Origin of the sequence: Cellulomonas sp. GbtcB1, assembly GCF_019091725.1 — a bacterium.
In the GTDB taxonomy this organism is placed as follows: Bacteria; Actinomycetota; Actinomycetes; order Actinomycetales; family Cellulomonadaceae; genus Cellulomonas.
Genome location: NZ_JAGXJG010000028.1, coordinates 28,766 through 49,347 on the forward strand (window position 1 = coordinate 28,766; position 20,582 = coordinate 49,347).

Here is a 20,582-nt window from a genome sequence, read left to right on the forward strand (position 1 = left end):
GTGACCCGCATCCTGCTCGTCGAGGACGAGGAGTCCTACCGCGACCCGCTGGCGTACCTGCTCGGCCGCGAGGGGTTCCAGGTCACGACCGCCGCGACCGGGACCGAGGCCGTCGAGGCGTTCGAGTCCGAGGGCGCGGACCTGGTGCTGCTCGACCTCATGCTCCCCGGGATGTCCGGCACCGAGGTCTGCCGCCGGATCCGGCAGCGCTCCGACGTCCCGGTCATCATGCTGACGGCGAAGGACGGCGAGATCGACAAGGTCGTCGGCCTGGAGCTCGGGGCCGACGACTACGTGACCAAGCCCTACTCGTCCCGCGAGCTGCTGGCGCGCGTGCGCGCGGTGCTGCGCCGCCGCCAGGCGCCGGCCGCGGGCGGGGCGGGCGCCGACGACGAGGTCGAGGACGACGGCGTGCTCGCCGCCGGCCGGGTCCGGATGGACGTCGAGCGGCACACCGTCACGGTCGACGACCAGCCCGTGGCGTTCCCCCTGAAGGAGTTCGAGCTGCTCGAGCTGCTGCTGCGGAACGCGGGCCGGGTGCTCACCCGCGGCCAGCTCATCGACCGGGTGTGGGGGACCGACTACGTCGGCGACACCAAGACCCTCGACGTGCACGTGAAGCGGGTGCGGGCCAAGATCGAGCCGGACCCCGGCAACCCCACGCACCTGGTCACCGTGCGCGGCCTCGGCTACAAGCTGCTGGACGACGAGCCGGCCTGACCTGCCGGGCGTGACGCGCGCCACGCGGGTCCTCGCCAGGGTTGTCCGCTCGTTCACCGTCCGTTCACCCGGCTACGGGAGCCTGGTCACCTGCGCTCCCTAGCGTCGGCGCCAGGTCGCGCACAGACGGGTGCGCGCCGCGTCACGACAGGACGGACAACACTGTGAAGCTCAACCGCGGTCGTACGGGTGCCCTCGCCCTCGCCGGCGTCGTCGCCCTCTCCCTCACGGCATGTGGTTCGGACAACCCGACGGGCGCCGCCGAGACCTCCGGCGGTTCCGACACCGGCTCGACCAGCTCCCTCTCGGGTGAGCTCGCCGGCTCGGGCGCCTCGTCGCAGGAGTCCGCGATGGAGGCCTGGCGCGCCGGGTTCCAGAACGCGAACCCCGACGTCACCGTCTCGTACGACCCGGTCGGCTCCGGCGGTGGCCGCACCGCGTTCCTCGACGGCTCCGTGAAGTTCGCGGGCACCGACTCCGCGCTCGACGAGGACGAGCTGGCCCAGGCGCAGGAGCGCTGCTTCGGCGCGAACGCGGTGGACCTGCCGGTCTACATCTCCCCGATCGCCGTCGTCTTCAACCTCGAGGGCGTCACCGAGCTGAACCTCTCGGCCGAGACGATCGCGAACATCTTCAACAACACGATCACGAACTGGAACGACCCGGCCATCGCCGAGGCGAACCCGGACGCGACGCTGCCGGACCTGGCGATCACCACCGTGCACCGCTCGGACGAGTCGGGCACCACGAAGAACTTCACCGACTACCTGGCGAAGGCCGGCAACGGCGCGTGGACGGCCGAGGCCTCCGGCGACTGGGCGGTCGAGGGCGGCGAGTCCGGCCAGGGCACCTCCGGCCTGATCCAGACCGTCCAGGGCGGCCAGGGCACCATCGGCTACGCGGACGCCTCGAAGGCCGGCTCGCTCGGCAAGGTCTCGATCCAGGTCGGCGACGAGTTCGTCGCCCCGTCGGAGGAGGCCGCCGCGGCCGCCCTCGACGTCTCCCCGCGCGACGACTCGCGCGAAGAGGGCGACATCGTCATCGACATCGACCGCACCACGACCGAGGCCGGGGCCTACCCGCTGATCCTCGCCTCGTACCTGGTCGTCTGCCAGTCCTACGACTCGCAGGACGACGTCGACCTGGTCAAGGCGTTCGCGACCTACGTCGCCTCCGCCGAGGGCCAGGCGGCCTCCGAGTCGGCCGCGGGCTCCGCGCCGATCTCGGACGACCTGCGCACCGACGTCCAGGCGTCGATCGACGCGATCACCCTGGCGTCCTGATCACCCCGGGGGGAGGGGCGGTCGTCGTGACCCGTCGGCCGCCCCTCCCGCCCGGACCCCGGCCGGTCCACCTCGCGGTGGGCCGGCCGTCGGCGCGAGGCACGACCTCTCTCCTCCCCCTCCCCCTGGAGACCGTGTGACCAGCACCCAGCCCCGCACCGCGGGGCCCACCGAGCCGGTGAAGCCCGGCACGACGGCCCGCAGGCTGCGCTCGGGCCACGGCGACCGCGGCGGCAGCCTCGCCTTCCGCTGGCTCGCCACCGGGGCCGGCGTCCTGATCCTCGTGATCCTCGCCGCCGTGGCCGTGTTCCTGGTCCAGCGCGCGTGGCCGGCCCTCACCGCGGACTCGTCCGAGCTGTCGGACGCGGTCAGCTGGTTCCCCGAGGACACCAGCCTGCTGGGCTTCGTCGGCCCGCTGATCTTCGGCACGCTCCTCGCGGCCGCGGTGTCGCTGCTGCTGGCGACGCCGATCGCCATCGGCATCGCGCTGTTCACCTCGCACTACGCGCCGCGGCGGCTCGCGAGCGCGCTCGGGTACGTGGTCGACCTGCTCGCGGCCATCCCGTCGGTCGTCTACGGCCTGTGGGGCGGCCTGGTGCTCAGCCCGGTCGTGCAGCCGGTGTGGGAGTTCCTCGGGACGTACCTCGGCTGGATCCCGTTCTTCGGCGGCGTGGTCTCGCCGACCGGCCGCGTGATGATGACCGTGGCCGTCGTGCTCGCGGTGATGATCCTGCCGATCATCACCGCCATCTGCCGTGAGGTGTTCCTGCAGACCCCGCGTCTGCACGAGGAGGCCGCGCTGGCCCTCGGCGCGACGCAGTGGGAGGTCGTGCGGATGGCCGTGCTGCCGTTCGCCCGCTCCGGCATCGTGTCGGCCGCCATGCTCGGCCTGGGCCGCGCGCTCGGCGAGACGATGGCCGTGCTGATGATCCTGTCGCCCGGCTTCCTCTACTCGTTCCAGCTGCTCGCCGCCGGTCAGCAGCAGACGATCGCCGCGAACATCGCCGCGCAGTTCCCCGAGGCCAACCAGACCGGCGTCGCGACGCTGATCGCGACCGGTCTCGCCCTGTTCATCATCACCCTGGCCGTGAACATGGCCGCCCGCGCGATCGTCGCGCGGCGCAAGGACTTCTCGGGGGCGAACTGACATGACGACCACCCCGACCCCCACGACGCCGACCCCGGCGGGCGCGTCGCTGCGCGAGGCGCTCCAGGCCACGGACCGCGGCCGGCGGCGCACCGACGTCACGATGCGCGTGCTGATCATCGCCGCGTTCGTGCTCGCGATGATCCCGCTGCTGTCGCTGACCTGGACCGTGGTGTCCCGCGGCATCGGCCGGCTGGACTCGTACTTCCTGCTCAACTCCATGCGCGGCGTGTTCGGCGGCATGGACGCGGGCGGCATCTACCACGCCATCGTCGGCACGCTCGAGATCACGCTGTTCGCCGCGCTGATCTCGGTACCGATCGGCCTGCTCACCGCGATCTACCTGGTCGAGTACGGCAACGGCCGCGCGCTCGCGCGGGTCGTCACGTTCCTGGTCGACGTCATGACGGGCATCCCGTCGATCGTCGCCGGCCTGTTCGCCTACGCGCTGTTCGCGCTGATCCTCGGCCCGGGCGCCAAGTTCGGCGCGATCGGCTCCGTCGCCCTGTCCGTGCTGATGATCCCGGTGGTCATCCGGTCCAGCGAGGAGATGCTGCGGCTCGTCCCGAACGAGCTCCGCGAGGCCTCCCTCGCCCTCGGGGTGCCGCGCTGGCTGACCATCATCAAGGTCGTCCTGCGCACCTCGGTCGCCGGCCTCACCACCGGCGTGATGCTGGCGATCGCCCGCGTCATCGGCGAGACGGCCCCGCTGCTGCTCACCGTCGGCGTGGTCGACTCGATCAACTTCAACCTGTTCGAGGGCCGCATGATGACCCTGCCCGTCTACGTGTACCGGCAGTACGCTCAGGGCCTGGTCCCGTGCTCGGACGGCGACGCGAGCTGCATCCCGGACATCAACCTGCAGCGCGCCTGGGCCGCCGCCCTCACGCTCTTCCTCATCGTCATGGTGCTGAACCTCATCGGGCGCCTGGTGACCCGGCTCTTCGCCCCGAAGATCCGCTGACCGACCGCCCCCACCTCCCCTTTCAGAACCCAAGGAGACGACCGAGATGGCTCAGCGCATCGACGTCAAGGACCTGAACATCTACTACGGCGCCTTCAAGGCCGTCGAGGACGTGAACATGACCATCGAGCCCCGCTCGGTGACCGCGTTCATCGGCCCGTCCGGCTGCGGGAAGTCGACGTTCCTCCGCACGCTCAACCGCATGCACGAGGTCATCCCCGGCGCGCGCGTCGAGGGCACCGTCGCGGTCGAGGGCGTGGACCTCTACGGCGACGAGATCGACCCGGTGGCCGTGCGCCGCCAGGTCGGCATGGTGTTCCAGCGCCCGAACCCGTTCCCGACGATGTCGATCGCGGAGAACGTGCTCGCCGGCGTCCGGCTGAACAACCGCCGGATCTCGAAGGGCGACGCGAACGACCTCGTCGAGGCCTCGCTGCGCGGCGCCAACCTGTGGAACGAGGTCAAGGACCGCCTCGACCGCCCGGGCTCCGGCCTGTCCGGCGGCCAGCAGCAGCGCCTGTGCATCGCCCGTGCCATCGCGGTGAAGCCCCAGGTGCTGCTCATGGACGAGCCGTGCTCGGCGCTCGACCCGATCTCGACCCTCGCCATCGAGGACCTGATCGCCGAGCTCAAGAGCGAGTACACGATCGTCATCGTCACGCACAACATGCAGCAGGCGGCCCGCGTCTCGGAGCGGACGGCGTTCTTCAACATCGCCGGCACCGGCCAGCCCGGCAAGCTCATCGAGATCGACGACACCGCCACGATGTTCTCGTCGCCCAAGGAGCAGGCGACCGAGGACTACATCTCCGGCCGCTTCGGCTGAGCCGCTCCGGGGCACGGCGACCGGCGCGCGGGTCGGGAGGGGAGCCGCGCGCCGACCGCCCGGGCCGTACGACGCAGGCCCCGTCCGCGCTGGACGGGGCCTGTGCCGTGCGTGGGGGCGGGACGGGGCCCGCGGGGACGTCAGCCCTCGGTGCCGGCGGTCGCCTCGGCGGTCGGCGCCGTCGTCTCCTCGGTGCCGGGCTCCGTGGTGTCCTCGGCCGAGGCCGTCTGGGTCGCGGTCGGCTCGGGGGTCTCCTCGACGACCTCCGGGACCAGGTCCGCGTACTCGGGCAGGGTGCCGTCGAGGACGGGGACCGGGACGGTCTCGTCGCCCGCCGCGCCGGTGCTCAGCGTCAGCTCGACGGTCGAGCCCGGGGCGCCCGCGGTGTCGAAGACGACCCGCTCGCGCTCGTCGCCGTCCGCGCCGCCCTCGCCGGAGCCGCCGCCCAGCAGCACGGTGGCGCCGGACTCGACGCGCACGCGCTCGGACGAGCCCTCGAGCGACAGCTCGACGGTCAGCGCCTCGTCGCCGCGGTTGGTCAGGGCGCCCTGCAGCGCGCCGGGGGCGTCGGCCGCCTCCGCGACGATCAGCAGGTTCTCCGCCGTCAGGTCGCCGAGCGTCGCGCGCACGCCGTCCGACGCCGAGTACGCGACCTCGGTGGTGATCTGGTTGGTCACCGAGCAGCCGGACAGGGCCGCCGCGAGGGCCAGGACGGTCCCGACGACGACGGGACGGGCGGACGTGCGGCTGCGGGCCACGGTGGACTCCTCGGTGCGGTGGGGCGGGCGCTGCGGTGCGCGGGGGGCTGCGGCACGCGCGCGGGCGTGCGAGGCCGAGCCTACGTGGGCGCGGGGGTGCCGCGCACGGCCTCTCGGCGGCTGCGTGGGCCTTCGGTCCCATCGACGGCGTCGTCGCAGGTCAGCGGGGTGCGCGGCCGGGGACGGGGTCGCACGGGGCCCTCGTCGGAGACTAGCCACCCGCGGGCGTCCCGCCACCACGTCGCGCGGCGTGTCGAATCTCTGACGTGGCCTGCAACGCCCTGACCTGCGCAAACGCGGCTGATCTCCACGAAATCCCCCCGTTGCCGCGTGGTAGACTGGGCTTCCGCGAAAGGGGACACCTGCAGATGACTTTCACTGTTGGGGAGACGGTTGTCTACCCGCACCACGGTGCAGCGCTGATCGAGGAGATCAAGACCAGGACCATCCGCGGCGAGGACAAGATCTACCTCAAGCTGAAGGTCGCCCAGGGTGACCTGACCATCGAGGTGCCGGCGGAGAACGTCGACCTCGTGGGTGTGCGGGACGTCGTCGGGGCCGAGGGCCTGGAGCGCGTGTTCGACGTGCTGCGCGCCCCCTACACCGAGGAGCCGACCAACTGGTCGCGCCGCTACAAGGCCAACCTCGAGAAGCTCGCCTCCGGCGACGTGATCAAGGTCGCCGAGGTCGTCCGCGACCTCTCGCGCCGGGACGCCGACCGCGGCCTGTCCGCGGGCGAGAAGCGCATGCTCGCCAAGGCCCGGCAGATCCTCGTCTCGGAGCTCGCGCTGGCCGAGCACACCGAGGAGGAGAAGGCCGAGGCCATCCTCGACGAGGTGCTCGCGTCCTGACGGCGCGCTGACCCTCCGACACCGGCCGACCGCGCTCGCATGCCCACCGCGGCGATCCTGACCGCCGCCGGCAGCGGCACGCGGCTCGGCCTGCCGGGACCGAAGGCGCTCGTCGAGCTCGCCGGGGTCCCGCTGGTCGTGCACGCCGCCCGACGCCTCGCTGCGTCGGGCGTCGTGCTGTCCGTGGTCGTCACCGTCCCGCCCGGCCGGGCCGGGGGCTTCCGGGCTCTGCTCGGCGGTCCCGTGCGCCCGGGCATCGGCGTGCCGGTGACCGTCGTCGAGGGCGCGGGGTCGCGGCAGGCGTCCGTCGCCGCCGGGCTCGCCGCGCTCGCCGACGACGTCGACGTCGTCCTCGTGCACGACGCCGCGCGCGCCCTCGCGTCGCCCGCGCTGATCCGGTCCGTCGAGGCCGCCGTGCGCGCCGGGCACCGCGCCGTCGTGCCCGGGCTCCCGGTCGCCGACACGATCAAGCAGGTCGGCGAGCCCGTCGACGGCGGCGCCCCCGTGGTCGCGACCGTCCCGCGGGCCACCATGCGCGCCGTGCAGACGCCGCAGGGGTTCGACCGGGCGCTCCTCGACGCGGCGCACGCCGCCGGGGCCGACCGGGCCGCGTCCGAGGCGACCGCCGCGACCGACGACGCCTCGCTCGTCGAGGCGCTGGGTGAGCGGGTGTGGGTCGTGCCCGGGGAGGAGCAGGCCATGAAGATCACGACGACGCGGGACCTGGCGGTGGCGGAGCTGCTGGCCCGGGACGCCGCGGTGCGCGACGGGGCGCGGGCGTGACGGGCGAGGCCGCGGGGCCGGCGGGCGGGGTGCCCGAGGGCGCGGGGGCCGGCGTGCCGGGCCTGCCACGCACGGGCGTCGGCGTCGACGTGCACGCGAACGACCCCGAGCCCGCGCCCGGCGCGGTCCTGCACCTCGCGGGCCTCGCCTGGCCGGGCGAGGCGCCCCTGGCCGGCCACTCGGACGCCGACGTCGCCGCGCACGCCGCGGCCGACGCGCTGCTCTCGGCCGCCGGGATCGGCGACCTGGGGTCGGTGTTCGGCACGTCCCGCCCGGAGTGGGCCGGGGCCTCGGGGACGACGCTGCTGGCCGAGGCCGCGCGGCTGGTGCGGGAGGCGGGGTTCGCGGTCGGGAACGTCGCGGTCCAGGTGATCGGCAACCGCCCCCGCCTGTCCCCGCGCCGCGCCGAGGCGGAGGCCGCGCTCACGGCCGCGGCCGGCGCCCCGGTCTCGGTCTCCGCGACGACCACGGACGCCCTCGGCCTCACGGGCCGCGGCGAGGGCATCGCCGCGATCGCGACGGCCCTGATCGCCCCGCGCGCCTAGCGCTCCCGCGCGCCGCGCCGCGCGCCCCTCCGCGCGCCGGGTCGCGCGCCGAGTCTCCATCGCGCGCCTGTGCCGCGACGAGGATCGACAGTCCGCACCTGGAGACTCGACGACCCCAGCCTGTCGAGATGGCAACTCTCGGCTGTGCGCGGGTGCCGCGGGACAGCCGAGAGTTGTCATCTCGGGATGGACGCTCGCGTGGGGGTGGGCGGGAGAGCGACGGCGGGCGTGAGCAGTGCGGGGCTGGGCGGTGCGGGGCGGGTGGCGATCAGGACGCCCGCCACCACGACCGCGCCCAGGGCCAGCTCCGGCGCGGACGGGCGCTCGCCCAGGAAGGCCCAGGACGCGGCGATGCCCACCACCGGGACCAGCATCGAGAACGGCGCCACCACGCCCGACGGGTGCCGCGCCAGCAGGGCGGTCCAGATCCCCGACCCGACGACGGTCGCCACGAGGACCGTGAACGCCAGCCCCGCCAGCGCCCAGGCCCCGGTCGCGGTGCCGAGGGTCGTGAGCGAGCGGCCGATCGCCGCAGGCCCCTCGCGCACGAGCGACAGCGCCAGCATCGGCAGCGGCGGCACGACCGACATCCACAGCATGAACCGCAGCGGGCTGTCCGGGTGGGCCTGCCGGCTGGACGCGTTGCCGAACGCCCAGCCGAGCCCGCCGCACAGCGTCAGCACGACCGGCAGCAGCCCCGCGGACGCCCCCGCCCCGGCGCGCAGCGCCGCGATCCCGCCCAGCCCGCAGATCGCGACCGCCACGCCGACCGCCTGCCGCGCGGTGATCCGCTCCCGCAGCCAGGCCGCGCCGAGCAGCACGGTGAACGGGGCGGACGCCTGCAGCACCAGGGACGCCAGCCCGGTCGGCATGCCGGTGTCCATCGCGAGGTAGAGGAACGCGAACTGCAGCACCCCGAACCCGATGCCGTACCCGAGCAGCCAGCGCACCGGGACCCGCGGACGCGGCACGAGCAGCAGCGTCGGCACGGCGAGCAGCGCGAACCGGAGGGCCACCAGGAAGAACGGCGGGAACTGCTCGAGCGACAGGTGGATCGCCGGGAAGTTCAGCCCCCAGAGCACGGCGACGGTGAGGGCGAGCAGGCGGTCCCGGGGTGGCATGCGCCGATCCTCGCCCGCGCCCACCGTTCAGCACCATCGAAAGATCGCGCACCGTCCCTGTAGCGTTACTGCATGGACACCCGCCACCTCGCGACGCTCCGGGCGGTCCGGGACCGCGGCGGGGTGACCGCGGCCGCCGCGGCGCTGCACCTGACCCCGTCCGCGGTGTCCCAGCAGCTGCGGGCGCTCGCCCGGGACGCCGGCGCCGAGGTGGTCCAGCGCTCCGGCCGCGGCGTCCGGCTCACCGGCGCCGGGCACGCGCTCGCCGACGCCGCGGCGGACGTGGCGGTCGCGCTCGAGCGCGCGGAGGCGGCCGTCGACGCGTTCCGGTCCGCCCCGCACGGCCTGGTCCGGGTCGCCGCGTTCCAGTCGGGCGCCGAGCTGCTGCTGCCGGGCCTGCTCCGCCGGGTCGCCGCGATGGACGGGGTGCGGGTCGAGCTCGGGGACGAGGACGTCGCCCAGGACGAGTTCCCCGCGCTGGCCGCCGACTTCGACCTGGTGGTGGCCCACCGCCCGGACGCGGGCGCCGACTGGCCGGCGGGCGTCGACGTCGTCCCGCTGCTGCGCGAGCCGCTCGACGTCGCGCTGCCGCCCGGCCACCGGCTCGCCGACCGCGCGACCGTCACCCCGGCCGACCTCGCCGACGAGCCGTGGATCGCGGTGCGTGCCGGCTTCCCGGTCGCAGGCGTGCTGGACGCCGTCGGCGCGGTGGCGGGGCGGCCGCTGCGGATCGTGCAGCGGTTCAACGACTTCGGCGTCGTCGAGGCGCTCGTCGCCGCGGGGCACGGGGTGAGCCTGCTGCCGCGGCACACCGCGGGGCGCCGCGGCGCGGTGCTGGTGCCGCTCGCCGGCGTCCGCGCGGGGCGCCGGGTGGACGCCCTCGTGCGCCCCGACCGCCGTGCGCGCCGGGTCGTGCGGCGGGTGCTGGACGCGCTGCGCGCCGAGGCGGCCCGGTTCGCCGACGACCGGGGGCCGGTCGCCACCGGCCCGGAGCGCCCCGACCGGTAGCCTTGACCCTCGTGAGCCTGCGCCTGTTCGACACCGCCACCCGCGAGGTGCGCGACTTCGTCCCCGTGACCCCGGGCGCGGTCGGCATCTACCTGTGCGGCGCGACGGTCCAGGCGCCCCCGCACGTGGGCCACGTCCGGTCCGCCGTCGCGTTCGACGTCCTGGTCCGCTGGCTCCGCCGCACCGGGCACGACGTGACCCTCGTCCGGAACGTCACCGACATCGACGACAAGATCCTCGCGAAGTCGGCCGAGGCCGGCGTCGCGTGGTGGGCGTGGGCGATGCAGAACGAGCGCGCGTTCACCGCCGCCTACGACGCGCTCGGCGTGCTGCCGCCCACCTACGAGCCCCGCGCCACCGGCCACGTGCCCGCCATGGTGTCCCTGATGCAGCGCCTGGTCGACACGGGCCACGCCTACGTGGCGGCCGAGGGCGACGTCTACTTCGACGTGCGCTCGTACGCCGACTACGGCTCGCTCACCAGCCAGCGGCTCGACGACATGGCCCCGGCGCCCGACGGCACGGGCGACGACAAGCGCGACCCGCACGACTTCGCGCTCTGGAAGGCCGCCAAGCCGGGGGAGCCGGAGACGGCCTCGTGGGAGACCCCGTTCGGCCGGGGCCGGCCGGGCTGGCACCTGGAGTGCTCCGCCATGGCGCAGCGCTACCTGGGCGACACCTTCGACATCCACGGCGGCGGCCTGGACCTGCGGTTCCCGCACCACGAGAACGAGCAGGCGCAGTCCCGCGCCGCGGGCTACGGGTTCGCCCGGTACTGGCTGCACAACGGCTGGGTCACCCAGGCCGGCGCGAAGATGAGCAAGTCGCTCGGCAACGGCCTGCTGGTCAGCACGCTGCTGGAGACGGTGCGCCCGGCCGTCGTCCGGTACGCGCTGACCGCGGTGCAGTACCGGTCGATGCTCGAGTGGACCCCGGACACGCTCGCCGAGTCCGAGGCCACCTGGGACCGGCTCGCCGGCTTCGTGCAGCGCGCCACCGAGCGGGTGGGCGCGGTCGAGGCCGCCGAGCTGGCGACGGCGGAGCTGCCCGAGGGCTTCGGCGCCGCGCTGGACGACGACCTGAACGTGCCGGCGGCGCTGGCCGTCGTGCACGAGCACCTGCGCGCGGGCAACACCGCCCTGGCCGCCGGGGACGACGCCGCCGTGCGCGCGGGCCTCGTGGCCGTGCGCGCCATGCTCGACGTGCTGGGCCTGGACCCGGCCGGCGAGCAGTGGGGCACGGCCGCGGCCGACGACCGGCACGCCGAGGCGCTCGACGCCCTGGTGCGCGCCGAGCTCGACGCCCGCGCCGCGGCCCGTGCGGCCCGCGACTGGGCCACCGCGGACGCGATCCGCGACCGCCTGACGGCCGCGGGCGTGGCCGTCGAGGACAACGCCACCGGCGCGCGCTGGTCACTCGCCGCGCGCCAGACCACCGAGGACGAGGACTGATGGCCGGGAACTCCCAGCGCCGCGGCGCCACACGCAAGCCGGGCTCCAAGAAGGGCGCCTCCGTCGGCTCGGGCGGCCAGCGCCGCCGCGGGCTCGAGGGCAAGGGCCCGACCCCCAAGGCCGAGGACCGGTCGTACCACCCGGCGGCCAAGAAGAAGGCCGCGGCCGAGCGCCGCGCGGTCGCGGGCACCCGCGGCTCGGGCAGCCGCCCGGCCGGTCGCGGCGGTGCCGCCGCGGGCAAGGCGCGGGGCGCGGGCGCGACCGAGGTCGTCGCCGGGCGGAACTCCGTGGTCGAGGCGCTGCGCGCCGGCATCCCGGTGTCCGCGGTCTACATCGCGACCCGGCTCGAGGCCGACGACCGCACCCGCGAGATCCTGCGCACCGCGACCGAGGCCGGCTACCCGCTGCTCGAGGTCACCAAGCCCGAGCTCGACCGGCTCACCGACGGCTCGGTGCACCAGGGCGTCGCGATCCAGGTGCCGCCGTACGACTACGGGGACGTCGAGGACCTGCTGGACGTCGCCGCCGCGAGCGACCGCGCGCCGCTGATCGTCGCGCTCGACGGCGTGACCGACCCCCGCAACCTCGGCGCCGTGCTGCGGTCCGCCGGGGCGTTCGGCGCGCACGGCGTGCTGGTGCCCGAGCGCCGGTCCGCCGGCGTCACCGCGTCGGCGTGGAAGGTGTCCGCGGGCGCCGCCGCCCGCGTGCCGGTCGCGCGCGCGACCAACCTGGTCCGGGCGCTCGAGCGGCTGCATGAGGCCGGCTGCTTCATCGTCGGCCTGGACGGCGGCGGCGACGTCGCGGTGGCGGACCTGCCGTACTCGGCCGACCCGCTGGTCCTGGTCGTCGGCTCGGAGGGCAAGGGCCTGTCCCGCCTGGTGCGCGAGCACTGCGACGCGATCGCGTCCATCCCGATCGCGAGCGAGGTCGAGAGCCTCAACGCCGGCGTCGCCGCGGGCATCGCCCTCTACGAGGTCGCCCGCACCCGCGCCTCCTGACCCGCCCGGCCGTCCCCGGGGTGCGGTCACCCCGGGGCGGGCGGACAGTGGTCGCATGAGCCACGACACCACCGATCCCGTCCGCACCGTCGCCGGGATGCTGAAGGACGCGCGCCTCGGCGTGCTCACCACCGTCGCCCCCGACGGCACCCTGATCGCGCGCCCGATGGCGCTGCAGGAGGTCGAGTTCGACGGGGACCTGTGGTTCTTCGCCGAGCGCGGCTCCCGCAAGCTCGCGCACGTCGCCGCCGACCCGCGGGTCAACGTGACCGTCGGGTCGGGCGCGACCTGGGTGTCGGTCGCGGGCGTCGCCGAGCCGGTCGAGGACGTCGCGAAGAAGCGCGAGCTGTGGAGCGCCGGCGTCGAGGCGTGGCTGCCCGACGGCCCGGACTCGCCGCAGGCCGTGCTGCTGCGCGTGCGCGCCGAGTCCGCCGAGTACTGGGACGCCCCCGGCGGCCGGGTCGCGACGCTGCTCAGCTTCGTGAAGGCGAAGGCGAAGGGCGAGCGCCTCGAGGGCGAGAACGAGCGCGTCGAGCTCTAGTCAGTCCCGGACGACCGGGATGACGTCCGTGTCCTCGCGCAGGTCCGCCGCCGAGACGCCCAGGATCGACTCCTCGTCCGGGCGGTTCGGCAGGATGTCCTGCGTGTAGGACCTCACGGCCTCGCGCATCGGGACGTCGCGCTTCTGCGCCTCCGACAGGAACCACCGGTGGTCGAGCAGCTCGTGGTAGAGCTGCGCGGGCTCGAGCTTGGGCCGCAGGTCGCGCGGCACGGCGCGGACGGCGGGCTCGAACACGTCGGTCAGCCAGTCGTGCGCGACGAACGTCTCGTCGTCGTTCTGCCGGTCCATCGCGGCCACGTACTGGTCGAGGTCGTTGAGCAGCCGGCGCGCCTGGTTCTCCTGCACGTCGAGCCCGGTGAGCCGCATGAGCCGGCGCGAGTGGTGCCCGGCGTCGACGACCTTCGGCTGGATGCGGACCGTGGTGCCGTCGATGTCGGTGGTGATGTCGAGCTCGCCGACGTCGAAGCCCAGGTCGTTGAGCCGCTCGATCCGGGCCTGCACCCGCCAGCGCTCGTTCAGCCCGAACGACTCGGAGCTGGTCAGCGCGGACCACAGCTCCTCGTAGCGCTCGGCCAGGGCGTCGCCGATCGCGACGGCGTCGACGTCCTCGTCCAGGAACTCGCCGGCCTGCAGGTCCATGAGCTCGCCGATGATGTTGACCCGCGCGACCTCGAGGTCGTACGCGCGCTGACCCGGGGTGAGCTCGTCGTGCAGGTCGCCGGTCTCGGCGTCGACGAGGTAGGCCGCGAACGTCTCGGCGTCCCGGCGGAACAGCGTGTTCGACAGCGACACGTCGCCCCAGTAGAAGCCGACGAGGTGCAGCCGGACCAGCAGCACCGCGAGGGCGTCGATGAGCCGGGTCGCGGTGTCGGGGCGCAGCGCCTGGCTGAACAGCGCGCGGTACGGCAGCGAGAACCGCAGGTGCTGCGTGATGAGCACGGCCTCGAGCGGCTCGCCGTCGGGCGACGTCCGCCCGGTGATGACGCCCACCGGCTCGACGCTCGGCACGTCCAGGCGGCCGAGCTGGCGCAGCAGCTCGTACTCCCGGTACGCGACGGTCTCGCCGATCTCCTTGATCGCGACGACCCGGCCGGACAGCCGCGCGAACCGCACGGTGTGCCGGGAGATGCCGCGGGGGAGGGCGGCGAGGCGCTCCGCCGGCCAGTCGGCGAGCGGCACGTCCCAGGGCAGGTCGAGCAGGGCCGGGTCCGGCGCGGCCGCGGTGATCTGCAGGCGCGTGCGAGGGGTCATGGGTCGATTCTCCCATCCGGACGACGAAGGGGCGGGGCCGGTGCGTGCCGGCCCCGCCCCTACGGCGTGGAGATGTGGTGCGTCAGTGCGCGATGCGCTCGCCCGAGCCGGCGTGGAACAGGTGCTGCTCGCCGGTGCGGATGCGGACGTGGATGGTCTCGCCCTTGGCCGGGACCTGCCGCGGGTCGACGCGCACGATGACCTGCGCGTCGCCGGCGCCGGAGTGGACGTCCGCCGCGCCGGCCTCGCCGACGAGCGAGCCGTACACGAACGCGTCGGAGCCGAGCTCCTCGACGATGTTGACCGACACCGGGATCGAGTCCGGGGTGCCCTGGGGGACGACGTCCAGCGCCTCCGGGCGGAACCCGATGGTGATGGAGTTGTTGTCGTCCGACGCCAGCGTGCCGAGCACGTCGCGCGGCACGGCGATGCCGGCCGAGCCGACCTTCGCGACGCCGTCGGTGATCGGGAACGTGCCGATGTTCATGGCCGGGGAGCCGATGAAGCCGGCGACGAACACGTTGGCCGGGGTGTCGTACATGTCGCGCGGGGTGCCGACCTGCTGCAGGAGGCCGTCCTTGAGGACCGCGATGCGGTCGCCCATGGTCAGCGCCTCGGTCTGGTCGTGCGTGACGTAGACCGTGGTGACGCCCAGGCGGCGCTGGAGCGACGCGATCTGGGTGCGGGTCTGCACGCGGAGCTTCGCGTCCAGGTTCGACAGCGGCTCGTCCATGAGGAACACGCGCGGCTGGCGGACGATGGCGCGACCCATCGCGACGCGCTGCCGCTGGCCACCCGAGAGGGCCTTCGGCTTGCGGTCGAGGTACTGGGTCAGGTCGAGGATCTTGGCGGCCTCCTCGACGCGGGTGCGGATCTCCGCCTTCGGGGTGCCGGCGATCTTGAGCGCGAAGCCCATGTTGTCGGCGACCGTCATGTGCGGGTACAGCGCGTAGTTCTGGAACACCATCGCGATGTCCCGGTCCTTCGGCTGGACGTCGGTGACGTCGCGGTCGCCGATGAGGATGCGACCCGCGTTGACGTCCTCCAGGCCCGCGAGCATGCGGAGGGAGGTCGACTTGCCGCAGCCCGAGGGGCCGACGAGGACGAGGAACTCGCCGTCCTCGATGTGCAGGTCGAGGGCGTCCACCGCGGGACGCTCCGTGCCCGGGTACACCCGGGTGGCCTTGTCGAACGTGACCGTAGCCATGGTTCATCGATCCCTTCACCGGCAGGTACGTGCCGGACGATCCGTCGTGAAGAGTGTCAGAGTGTCTTCGCTGACACGGGTCGAGGGAGGTCGGGTGACCCCCCTCGGTCCACGGACATCCAACCACACCAGGCTGACCTGCGGGTGAACTCGCGCGGTCAGTTCAGGACGACGACGTCCGAGGCGCCGTAGCCGAGCAGGTCGCCGCCGTACGGCCACACGCCCTGCACGTCGGCGGGCAGCCGCGTCGCCCACGCCGGGGCGCCGGAGGACAGCGCGAACGCCGCGAGCGCGCGCGGGGAGCCCGGGTCGGTCCCGCCCCCCTCGTCGGCCCGCCCGGACGCCGTCGGCGCGTCCCCGACCGCGACCCCCAGCCCCGCGAGCGCGTCCGGCCGCGCCAGGACCAGGACGTACCGGCCGTCGGTCATCACCGACGCGCCGTCGCCGGACACCTCGACGACCGTGCGCCAGACCTCGCGGCCGGTCGCCACGTCGAGCGCCCACAGCCCGTCCGTGTCCGCGCCGTACAGCGTGCCCTCGAGCAGCACCGCGGCGGGGTCCGACCAGCGGGGGTGCGGCGACGTCCACAGCTCGGCGCCGGACTCGGCGTCGACGCCCACCAGGACCCGGCCCTCCGAGGTCGACGAGGCCACCAGCTCCACCCCGGGCACCGAGCCGTCGTCCACCGACAGCCAGAGCGGCTGGCCGGGCAGGTCGGTCGGGGGCTCCCCGTCGTCGTCGAGCAGCCGCGCACCGGTGCCGCCGCTGGCCAGCAGGTGCCCCGTGCGGGACACGGACAGGTAGTCGGCCCCGGACGCCTGCAGCCGCCCGTCGTCGGCGTCGAACGCCCAGGAGCCGAGCTCGCCCTGCACCAGGACCCGCCCCGGGGCGACGGACACGCCCGGCGGGTAGAAGAGCCGCGCGGCGGCCTCCGGGTCGGTGAGCGGGACGTCGGTGCGCCACAGCGGGGCCGCGCCGCCGTCGTCGGGTGCGCCCCGGTCCGCCGCCGTGTCCCACGCGGACACCCGCAGGGTGCCGTCGGCGATCGACGCGAGCACCTGGAGGCCGTCGGCGCCGCCCCAGCCGGACATCGGCGCGACCTGGCGGGTGGCGCGCAGCTCGCCGGTCGCGGCGTCGAGCGCCACGAGGCGGGCCGCGCTCGGCGCGGCCGGCGCCCAGCTCCCGGAGTCGTCGGCGGCGTCGGCCGCACCGCGGTCGAGGACCAGGCAGCGGACGGTCGCCACCGGCTCGGCGTCGGGCACGCAGGTGGGGTACTCCATGCCGACGTCGGGCTCCGCCCGGCCGCCGTCCTCCAGCGACGTCGACCAGACCTGGGTGCCGTCGCGGTCGAGCGCGACCAGCTCGCGGGCGGCGTCCCACGGCGGCGACGCGACGCCGATCCGCAGGTCGTCCACCGGGATGCCGGAGAGCACGACCGACGCCGTCTCCTGGCTGTACCGGTGCGCGGCGGGCAGGCCGGGCGCGACGGTCCGCAGCACCCCGGCGACCTCCTGCCGGGCGGCGACCCGGCCGTCCTCGCGGGCGTCGAGCAGCGCCTGCGTGCCGACGAGCGCGAGCGCGGCGACGACCGGGACCGGCCACCACCGGCGCAGCGCGCGCCGGCGCCGGGCGACCCGGCGGGCGCGCGCGGCCTCCGCCTCGGGGTCCTCGGCCTCGGGGGCGAGCGGCAGGTCGGTGCCGACGTCGACCAGCTCGACGTCCTGCATCGGCTCGCGTCGTCGCCCCACGACCGGAACCTACGCCCCGGGGGGCGCTCCGCGCGCGGGATCGGCCCCGCCGGCACCGGCGGCCCGGGACGCGAGGTCCGCCGCCAGCCCCGCCAGCAGCGCGGACAGCGCCTCGGGGTCGGGCACGCGGTACCGGGCGGCGGTGGGGCCGTCGCCGACCTTGACGGTGAGGTCGTCGGGCCCGAGCGCCTCGAAGGCGTGCTCGTCGGTGACGTCGTCCCCGGCGGACAGCACCGACCCGGCCCGGAGCTCGTCCCGGAGCGCCACCAGCGCGGCGCCCTTGTCGGCGTCCAGCACGGACACCTCGACGACCTTCTTGCCGTGCAGCGTCACGGACCCGAGGCGCTGGCCAACGCCGAGCGCCTCCCGCTCCGCGGCGTCGCCGGTCCCGGGGTCCGCCATGCGGGTGTGCACGACGACCGCGGCGGGCTTCGTCTCGACCCAGACGCCGTCCCGGCCGCGCGCGACCGCCTGCATCTCGCCGCCGAGCCGGGTCAGCCGGTCGGACTGGTCGTCGGTCAGCGTGAGGACGTCGCGGTCCAGGCCGTGCTGGCCGACCCGGGCCCGCTCGGCGCCGTGGCTGCCGATCAGCACCGTGCCGGCCGGGACCTCCGCCAGCCGGTGCAGGTCGGCGGCGGGGCGGCCGGAGACCAGCGCGAGGCGCACCGCGTCCGGGTGTCCCGCGAGCTCGCGCAGCGCGGCCACGGCCTCCGGCAGCAGCCGCGACGCCTCGGGGTCGTCCTGCAGCGGCGCGAGCGTGCCGTCGAAGTCGAGCGCGACGAGCAGCGGGCGCCGGGCGGGGTCGGCCACCAGCGCGCGGAGCGCGGCGCGGAGGTCGTCGGTGCCGGCGGGCTCGGCGGGCGGGGTGGGTGCTGCGGGCACTGCGGGGCTCCTCAGACGTGGCGCTCGCGCACCGGGACGGCGGTCAGCACCGACAGGAACGACTCCGACCAGTGCGCGACGTCGTTCTCCAGCACCCGGCGGCGCAGGCGGCGCATCCGCTTGCGGGCCTCGCGCGGGTCGATGTTCGCGGCGTGCTGGATCGCGTTCTTCAGGCCGGCGATGTCGTGCGGGTTGACCAGGATGGCCGCGCCGCCGAGCTCGTCGGCCGCGCCGGTGAACTCGCTGAGCACCAGGGCGCCCCGGTCGTCGGACCGCGCGGCGATGTACTCCTTCGCGACCAGGTTCATGCCGTCGCGCAGCGCGGTGACCAGCATGACGTCGGCCGCCAGGTACAGGGCCGCCATCTCCTCCATGGGGTAGGAGTGGTGCATGTAGTGCACGGCCGCGTGGCCGAGCTCGCCGTGCTCGCCGTTGATCCGGCCGACCTGCGCCTCGACCTCCTCGCGGAGCTGCTGGTAGGCGCCGACGTTCTCCCGGCTGGGCGAGGCGACCTGCACCAGCGTCGACTCCGGCACGGTCATCCGGCCGTCCTCGAGCAGCTCCTCGAACGCCTTGATCCGGTGCCGGATGCCCTTGGTGTAGTCGAGCCGGTCGACGCCGAGCAGCAGCACCTCCGGGTCGCCGAGCTCGGCGCGGATCTCCTTGGCGCGCTGCTGCACCTCGGGGGTGCGGGCGAGCCGGTCGAACGCCTTGGAGTCGATGGAGATGGGGAACGCCGCGGCGCGCACGTGCCGCTCGACCCGGCCGTCGGCGTCGGTCAGCGTGATCATCTGGCCGCGCGTGGTGCGGTCGGTGAGCCGGCGGACCACCCGGACGAAGTTGGCCGCGTCGCCGCCGCGCTGGAAACCGATGAGGTCCGCACCGAGCAGGCCCTCGACGACCTGGAGCCGCCACGGCAGCTGGGCGAAGATCTCCAGCGGGGGGAACGGGATGTGGTGGAAGTAGCCGATCCGGACGTCCGGGCGCAGCTCGCGCAGGAACTTCGGCACCAGCTGCAGCTGGTAGTCGTGCACCCACACCGTCGCGCCGGGCGCGGCCTGCGCCGCCGCCGCGTCCGCGAACCGGCGGTTGACCCGCTGGTAGGCGTCCCACCACTGCCGGTGGAACGTCGGGGGCTGGATCACGTCGTGGTACAGCGGCCACAGCGTGTCGTTGGAGAAGCCCTCGTAGTAGAAGCGGAGGTCGTCCTCGGTCAGCTTCACGGGGACGAGCCGCATGTCGTCGGCGTCGAACGGCTCGAGCTCGAGGTCGGCCGAGCCGCCCCAGCCGACCCACGCGCCGTCGGACTGCTGCACGACGGGCTCGAGGGCGGTCACGAGGCCGCCCGGGGAGCGGGTCCAGCTCGGCGCGCCGTCCGCGCCCACGGTCACGTCGACCGGGAGGCGGTTCGCGACGACGACCAGGTCATAACCAGCAGAATCCACTGAAGTCCATCTCCTTGGTGTCGGCTCGACCTTAACGTGACCGAGCACCGACCGCCCGGGGACGGCCCAGGTCCGGCCGTGGCCCCGACCGCGCGTCCGGGTGCCTTCACGGGTCCCGCCGCGCGGCACCACGACCCCCGCCCGAGCGGCGGCTACCGTGCCCGCATGGAGCGCATCGGGCTGTCGCCGGGCGCCGAGATCGGCGGGTACACCATCCTCGCGCCGCTCGGCTCCGGCGGCATGGGCACGGTGTACCGCGCGGTCGACGGCGGCGGCACCCCGGTGGCGCTCAAGCTGCTGCACCCGCACATCGGCGCCGACCCGTCCTCGCGCGAGCGGCTGCGCCGCGAGGTGCTCGCCCTGCAGCGGCTCCGGCACCCCGGCGTCGCCGCCGTCCTGGACGCGGAGGCCGACTCGACCGAGGCGTTCCTCGTCACCGAGCTGGTCCCCGGCGCCGACCTCGCCGAGCACGTGCGCCAGCGCGGGCCGCTGGACGCCGCCGCCCTGCACCGGCTGGCCGACGGCCTGCGGGACGCGCTCGGCGCGGTGCACGCGGCCGGCGTGGTGCACCGCGACCTCAAGCCCAGCAACGTGCTCGTCACCGCCGACGGGCCGGTGCTCATCGACTTCGGCATCGCCCAGTCGGTCGACGAGACCCGGGTGACCTCCACCGGCTTCGTGGTCGGCACCCCCGGCTACCTCGCGCCCGAGCTCGTGGACGGGGCGGAGCCGACGCCCGCCACGGACTGGTGGGGCTGGGCGGCGCTGCTGGCGTACGCCGCGACCGGCCGCGCGCCGTTCGGCACCCGGCCGCTGGAGGCGGTGCTGGTCCGGACGCGCAGCGGCGACGCGGACCTGGCGGGCCTGGGGCCGGTGACCGCCGGGGCGCTGTGGGACGCGCTGGCCGCGGACCCCGCCGACCGGGCCGAGCCCGACGAGGTGGTGGCGGCGCTGGCCGAGGCCGCGCGGCGCGGGGAGGCCAACGACGCGGACGCGGCGGCCGCGGCGCTCGCGGCGGGACCGCGGGGCGGC

20 protein-coding genes are annotated in these 20,582 nt (G+C 75.0%); 13 read left to right on the top strand and 7 right to left on the bottom strand.

Features of this window, described 5'->3' with window-relative positions; genetic code table 11:
• From KVT14_RS11615 to pstB, 5 genes are all read left to right on the top strand, one after another.
• Positions 1-720 carry a response regulator transcription factor gene (locus KVT14_RS11615; protein ID WP_217615806.1) on the top strand — a complete coding sequence of 240 codons (720 nt, stop codon included), beginning with the start codon at positions 1-3 and terminating at the stop codon, positions 718-720.
• Between the two features lie 164 nt (positions 721-884).
• Complete coding sequence (gene pstS, locus KVT14_RS11620; protein WP_217615807.1) at positions 885-2,003, top strand: phosphate ABC transporter substrate-binding protein PstS; 1,119 nt, start codon at positions 885-887, stop codon at positions 2,001-2,003.
• 205 nt (positions 2,004-2,208) lie between these two features.
• On the top strand, positions 2,209-3,150 hold the full coding sequence (pstC, locus tag KVT14_RS11625; protein WP_254630805.1) for a phosphate ABC transporter permease subunit PstC: 942 nt from the start codon (positions 2,209-2,211) through the stop codon (positions 3,148-3,150).
• Between the two features lies 1 nt (position 3,151).
• Complete coding sequence (pstA, locus tag KVT14_RS11630) at positions 3,152-4,114, top strand: phosphate ABC transporter permease PstA (protein WP_217615809.1); 963 nt, start codon at positions 3,152-3,154, stop codon at positions 4,112-4,114.
• Between the two features lie 46 nt (positions 4,115-4,160).
• Positions 4,161-4,940 carry a phosphate ABC transporter ATP-binding protein PstB gene (pstB, locus tag KVT14_RS11635; RefSeq protein WP_147795472.1) on the top strand — a complete coding sequence of 260 codons (780 nt, stop codon included), beginning with the start codon at positions 4,161-4,163 and terminating at the stop codon, positions 4,938-4,940.
• Positions 4,941-5,080: 140 nt separating this feature from the next.
• Here the strand turns inward: pstB and KVT14_RS11640 are convergent, their stop codons facing one another.
• Positions 5,081-5,698, bottom strand: coding sequence for a hypothetical protein (locus KVT14_RS11640; protein WP_217615810.1), 618 nt, complete (start codon positions 5,696-5,698; stop codon positions 5,081-5,083).
• Positions 5,699-6,066: 368 nt separating this feature from the next.
• Between KVT14_RS11640 and KVT14_RS11645 the strand changes: the two genes are divergently transcribed.
• Genes KVT14_RS11645 through ispF form a run of 3 tightly spaced genes read left to right on the top strand, consistent with a single transcriptional unit; the run spans position 6,067 to position 7,877 of the window.
• A complete protein-coding gene (locus KVT14_RS11645; protein ID WP_147795473.1) occupies positions 6,067-6,549 on the top strand; it encodes a CarD family transcriptional regulator in 483 nt (160 codons plus the stop codon).
• Positions 6,550-6,588: 39 nt separating this feature from the next.
• Positions 6,589-7,332 carry a 2-C-methyl-D-erythritol 4-phosphate cytidylyltransferase gene (ispD, locus tag KVT14_RS11650; protein ID WP_217615811.1) on the top strand — a complete coding sequence of 248 codons (744 nt, stop codon included), beginning with the start codon at positions 6,589-6,591 and terminating at the stop codon, positions 7,330-7,332.
• Between the two features lie 53 nt (positions 7,333-7,385).
• Complete coding sequence (ispF, locus tag KVT14_RS11655) at positions 7,386-7,877, top strand: 2-C-methyl-D-erythritol 2,4-cyclodiphosphate synthase (protein ID WP_217615826.1); 492 nt, start codon at positions 7,386-7,388, stop codon at positions 7,875-7,877.
• 176 nt (positions 7,878-8,053) lie between these two features.
• Here ispF and KVT14_RS11660 read toward each other — a convergent pair whose 3' ends face one another.
• Complete coding sequence (locus tag KVT14_RS11660) at positions 8,054-8,998, bottom strand: EamA family transporter (protein WP_217615812.1); 945 nt, start codon at positions 8,996-8,998, stop codon at positions 8,054-8,056.
• A 72-nt stretch (positions 8,999-9,070) separates the two neighbouring features.
• Here KVT14_RS11660 and KVT14_RS11665 point away from each other — a divergent pair, with 72 nt between their 5' ends.
• The 4 genes from KVT14_RS11665 to KVT14_RS11680 are packed head-to-tail and all read left to right on the top strand — an operon-like array spanning position 9,071 to position 12,996.
• Positions 9,071-10,006 (top strand): LysR family transcriptional regulator, encoded by a 936-nt coding sequence (locus KVT14_RS11665; RefSeq protein ID WP_217615813.1) that lies wholly within the window; start codon positions 9,071-9,073, stop codon positions 10,004-10,006.
• A gap of 11 nt (positions 10,007-10,017) precedes the next feature.
• Positions 10,018-11,457, top strand: coding sequence for a cysteine--tRNA ligase (gene cysS / locus KVT14_RS11670; RefSeq protein ID WP_217615814.1), 1,440 nt, complete (start codon positions 10,018-10,020; stop codon positions 11,455-11,457).
• Positions 11,457-12,455 (top strand): 23S rRNA (guanosine(2251)-2'-O)-methyltransferase RlmB, encoded by a 999-nt coding sequence (rlmB, locus tag KVT14_RS11675; RefSeq protein WP_217615815.1) that lies wholly within the window; start codon positions 11,457-11,459, stop codon positions 12,453-12,455. The genes cysS and rlmB overlap by 1 nt, the downstream gene beginning before the upstream one ends.
• A gap of 55 nt (positions 12,456-12,510) precedes the next feature.
• On the top strand, positions 12,511-12,996 hold the full coding sequence (locus KVT14_RS11680) for a pyridoxamine 5'-phosphate oxidase family protein (RefSeq protein WP_217615816.1): 486 nt from the start codon (positions 12,511-12,513) through the stop codon (positions 12,994-12,996).
• Here the strand turns inward: KVT14_RS11680 and KVT14_RS11685 are convergent, their stop codons facing one another.
• The 5 genes from KVT14_RS11685 to KVT14_RS11705 form a co-directional block, all read right to left on the bottom strand.
• Positions 12,997-14,268 carry a DUF4032 domain-containing protein gene (locus tag KVT14_RS11685; RefSeq protein WP_217615817.1) on the bottom strand — a complete coding sequence of 424 codons (1,272 nt, stop codon included), beginning with the start codon at positions 14,266-14,268 and terminating at the stop codon, positions 12,997-12,999. It abuts the gene before it with no gap.
• Between the two features lie 82 nt (positions 14,269-14,350).
• Complete coding sequence (locus KVT14_RS11690; RefSeq protein ID WP_147795481.1) at positions 14,351-15,475, bottom strand: ABC transporter ATP-binding protein; 1,125 nt, start codon at positions 15,473-15,475, stop codon at positions 14,351-14,353.
• Between the two features lie 158 nt (positions 15,476-15,633).
• On the bottom strand, positions 15,634-17,223 hold the full coding sequence (locus KVT14_RS23155) for a PQQ-binding-like beta-propeller repeat protein (RefSeq protein WP_217615818.1): 1,590 nt from the start codon (positions 17,221-17,223) through the stop codon (positions 15,634-15,636).
• A 9-nt stretch (positions 17,224-17,232) separates the two neighbouring features.
• On the bottom strand, positions 17,233-18,105 hold the full coding sequence (otsB, locus tag KVT14_RS11700) for a trehalose-phosphatase (protein WP_308161042.1): 873 nt from the start codon (positions 18,103-18,105) through the stop codon (positions 17,233-17,235).
• A gap of 11 nt (positions 18,106-18,116) precedes the next feature.
• On the bottom strand, positions 18,117-19,550 hold the full coding sequence (locus tag KVT14_RS11705) for a trehalose-6-phosphate synthase (protein WP_217615819.1): 1,434 nt from the start codon (positions 19,548-19,550) through the stop codon (positions 18,117-18,119).
• 165 nt (positions 19,551-19,715) lie between these two features.
• On the opposite strand from KVT14_RS11705, the gene KVT14_RS11710 reads away from it, so the two are divergent.
• A partial coding sequence (locus tag KVT14_RS11710) for a serine/threonine-protein kinase (RefSeq protein WP_217615820.1) occupies positions 19,716-20,582 on the top strand: 867 nt, incomplete at its 3' end.

Coding starts and splice junctions, on each gene's coding strand:
- pstA (WP_217615809.1), top strand. CDS start 3,152: ATGACGACCACCCCGACCCCCACGACGCCGACCCCGGCGGGCGCGTCG.
- pstB (WP_147795472.1), top strand. CDS start 4,161: ATGGCTCAGCGCATCGACGTCAAGGACCTGAACATCTACTACGGCGCC.
- KVT14_RS11645 (WP_147795473.1), top strand. CDS start 6,067: ATGACTTTCACTGTTGGGGAGACGGTTGTCTACCCGCACCACGGTGCA.
- ispD (WP_217615811.1), top strand. CDS start 6,589: ATGCCCACCGCGGCGATCCTGACCGCCGCCGGCAGCGGCACGCGGCTC.
- KVT14_RS11660 (WP_217615812.1), bottom strand. CDS start 8,998: ATGCCACCCCGGGACCGCCTGCTCGCCCTCACCGTCGCCGTGCTCTGG.
- KVT14_RS11665 (WP_217615813.1), top strand. CDS start 9,071: ATGGACACCCGCCACCTCGCGACGCTCCGGGCGGTCCGGGACCGCGGC.
- rlmB (WP_217615815.1), top strand. CDS start 11,457: ATGGCCGGGAACTCCCAGCGCCGCGGCGCCACACGCAAGCCGGGCTCC.
- KVT14_RS11680 (WP_217615816.1), top strand. CDS start 12,511: ATGAGCCACGACACCACCGATCCCGTCCGCACCGTCGCCGGGATGCTG.
- KVT14_RS11685 (WP_217615817.1), bottom strand. CDS start 14,268: ATGACCCCTCGCACGCGCCTGCAGATCACCGCGGCCGCGCCGGACCCG.
- KVT14_RS11690 (WP_147795481.1), bottom strand. CDS start 15,475: ATGGCTACGGTCACGTTCGACAAGGCCACCCGGGTGTACCCGGGCACG.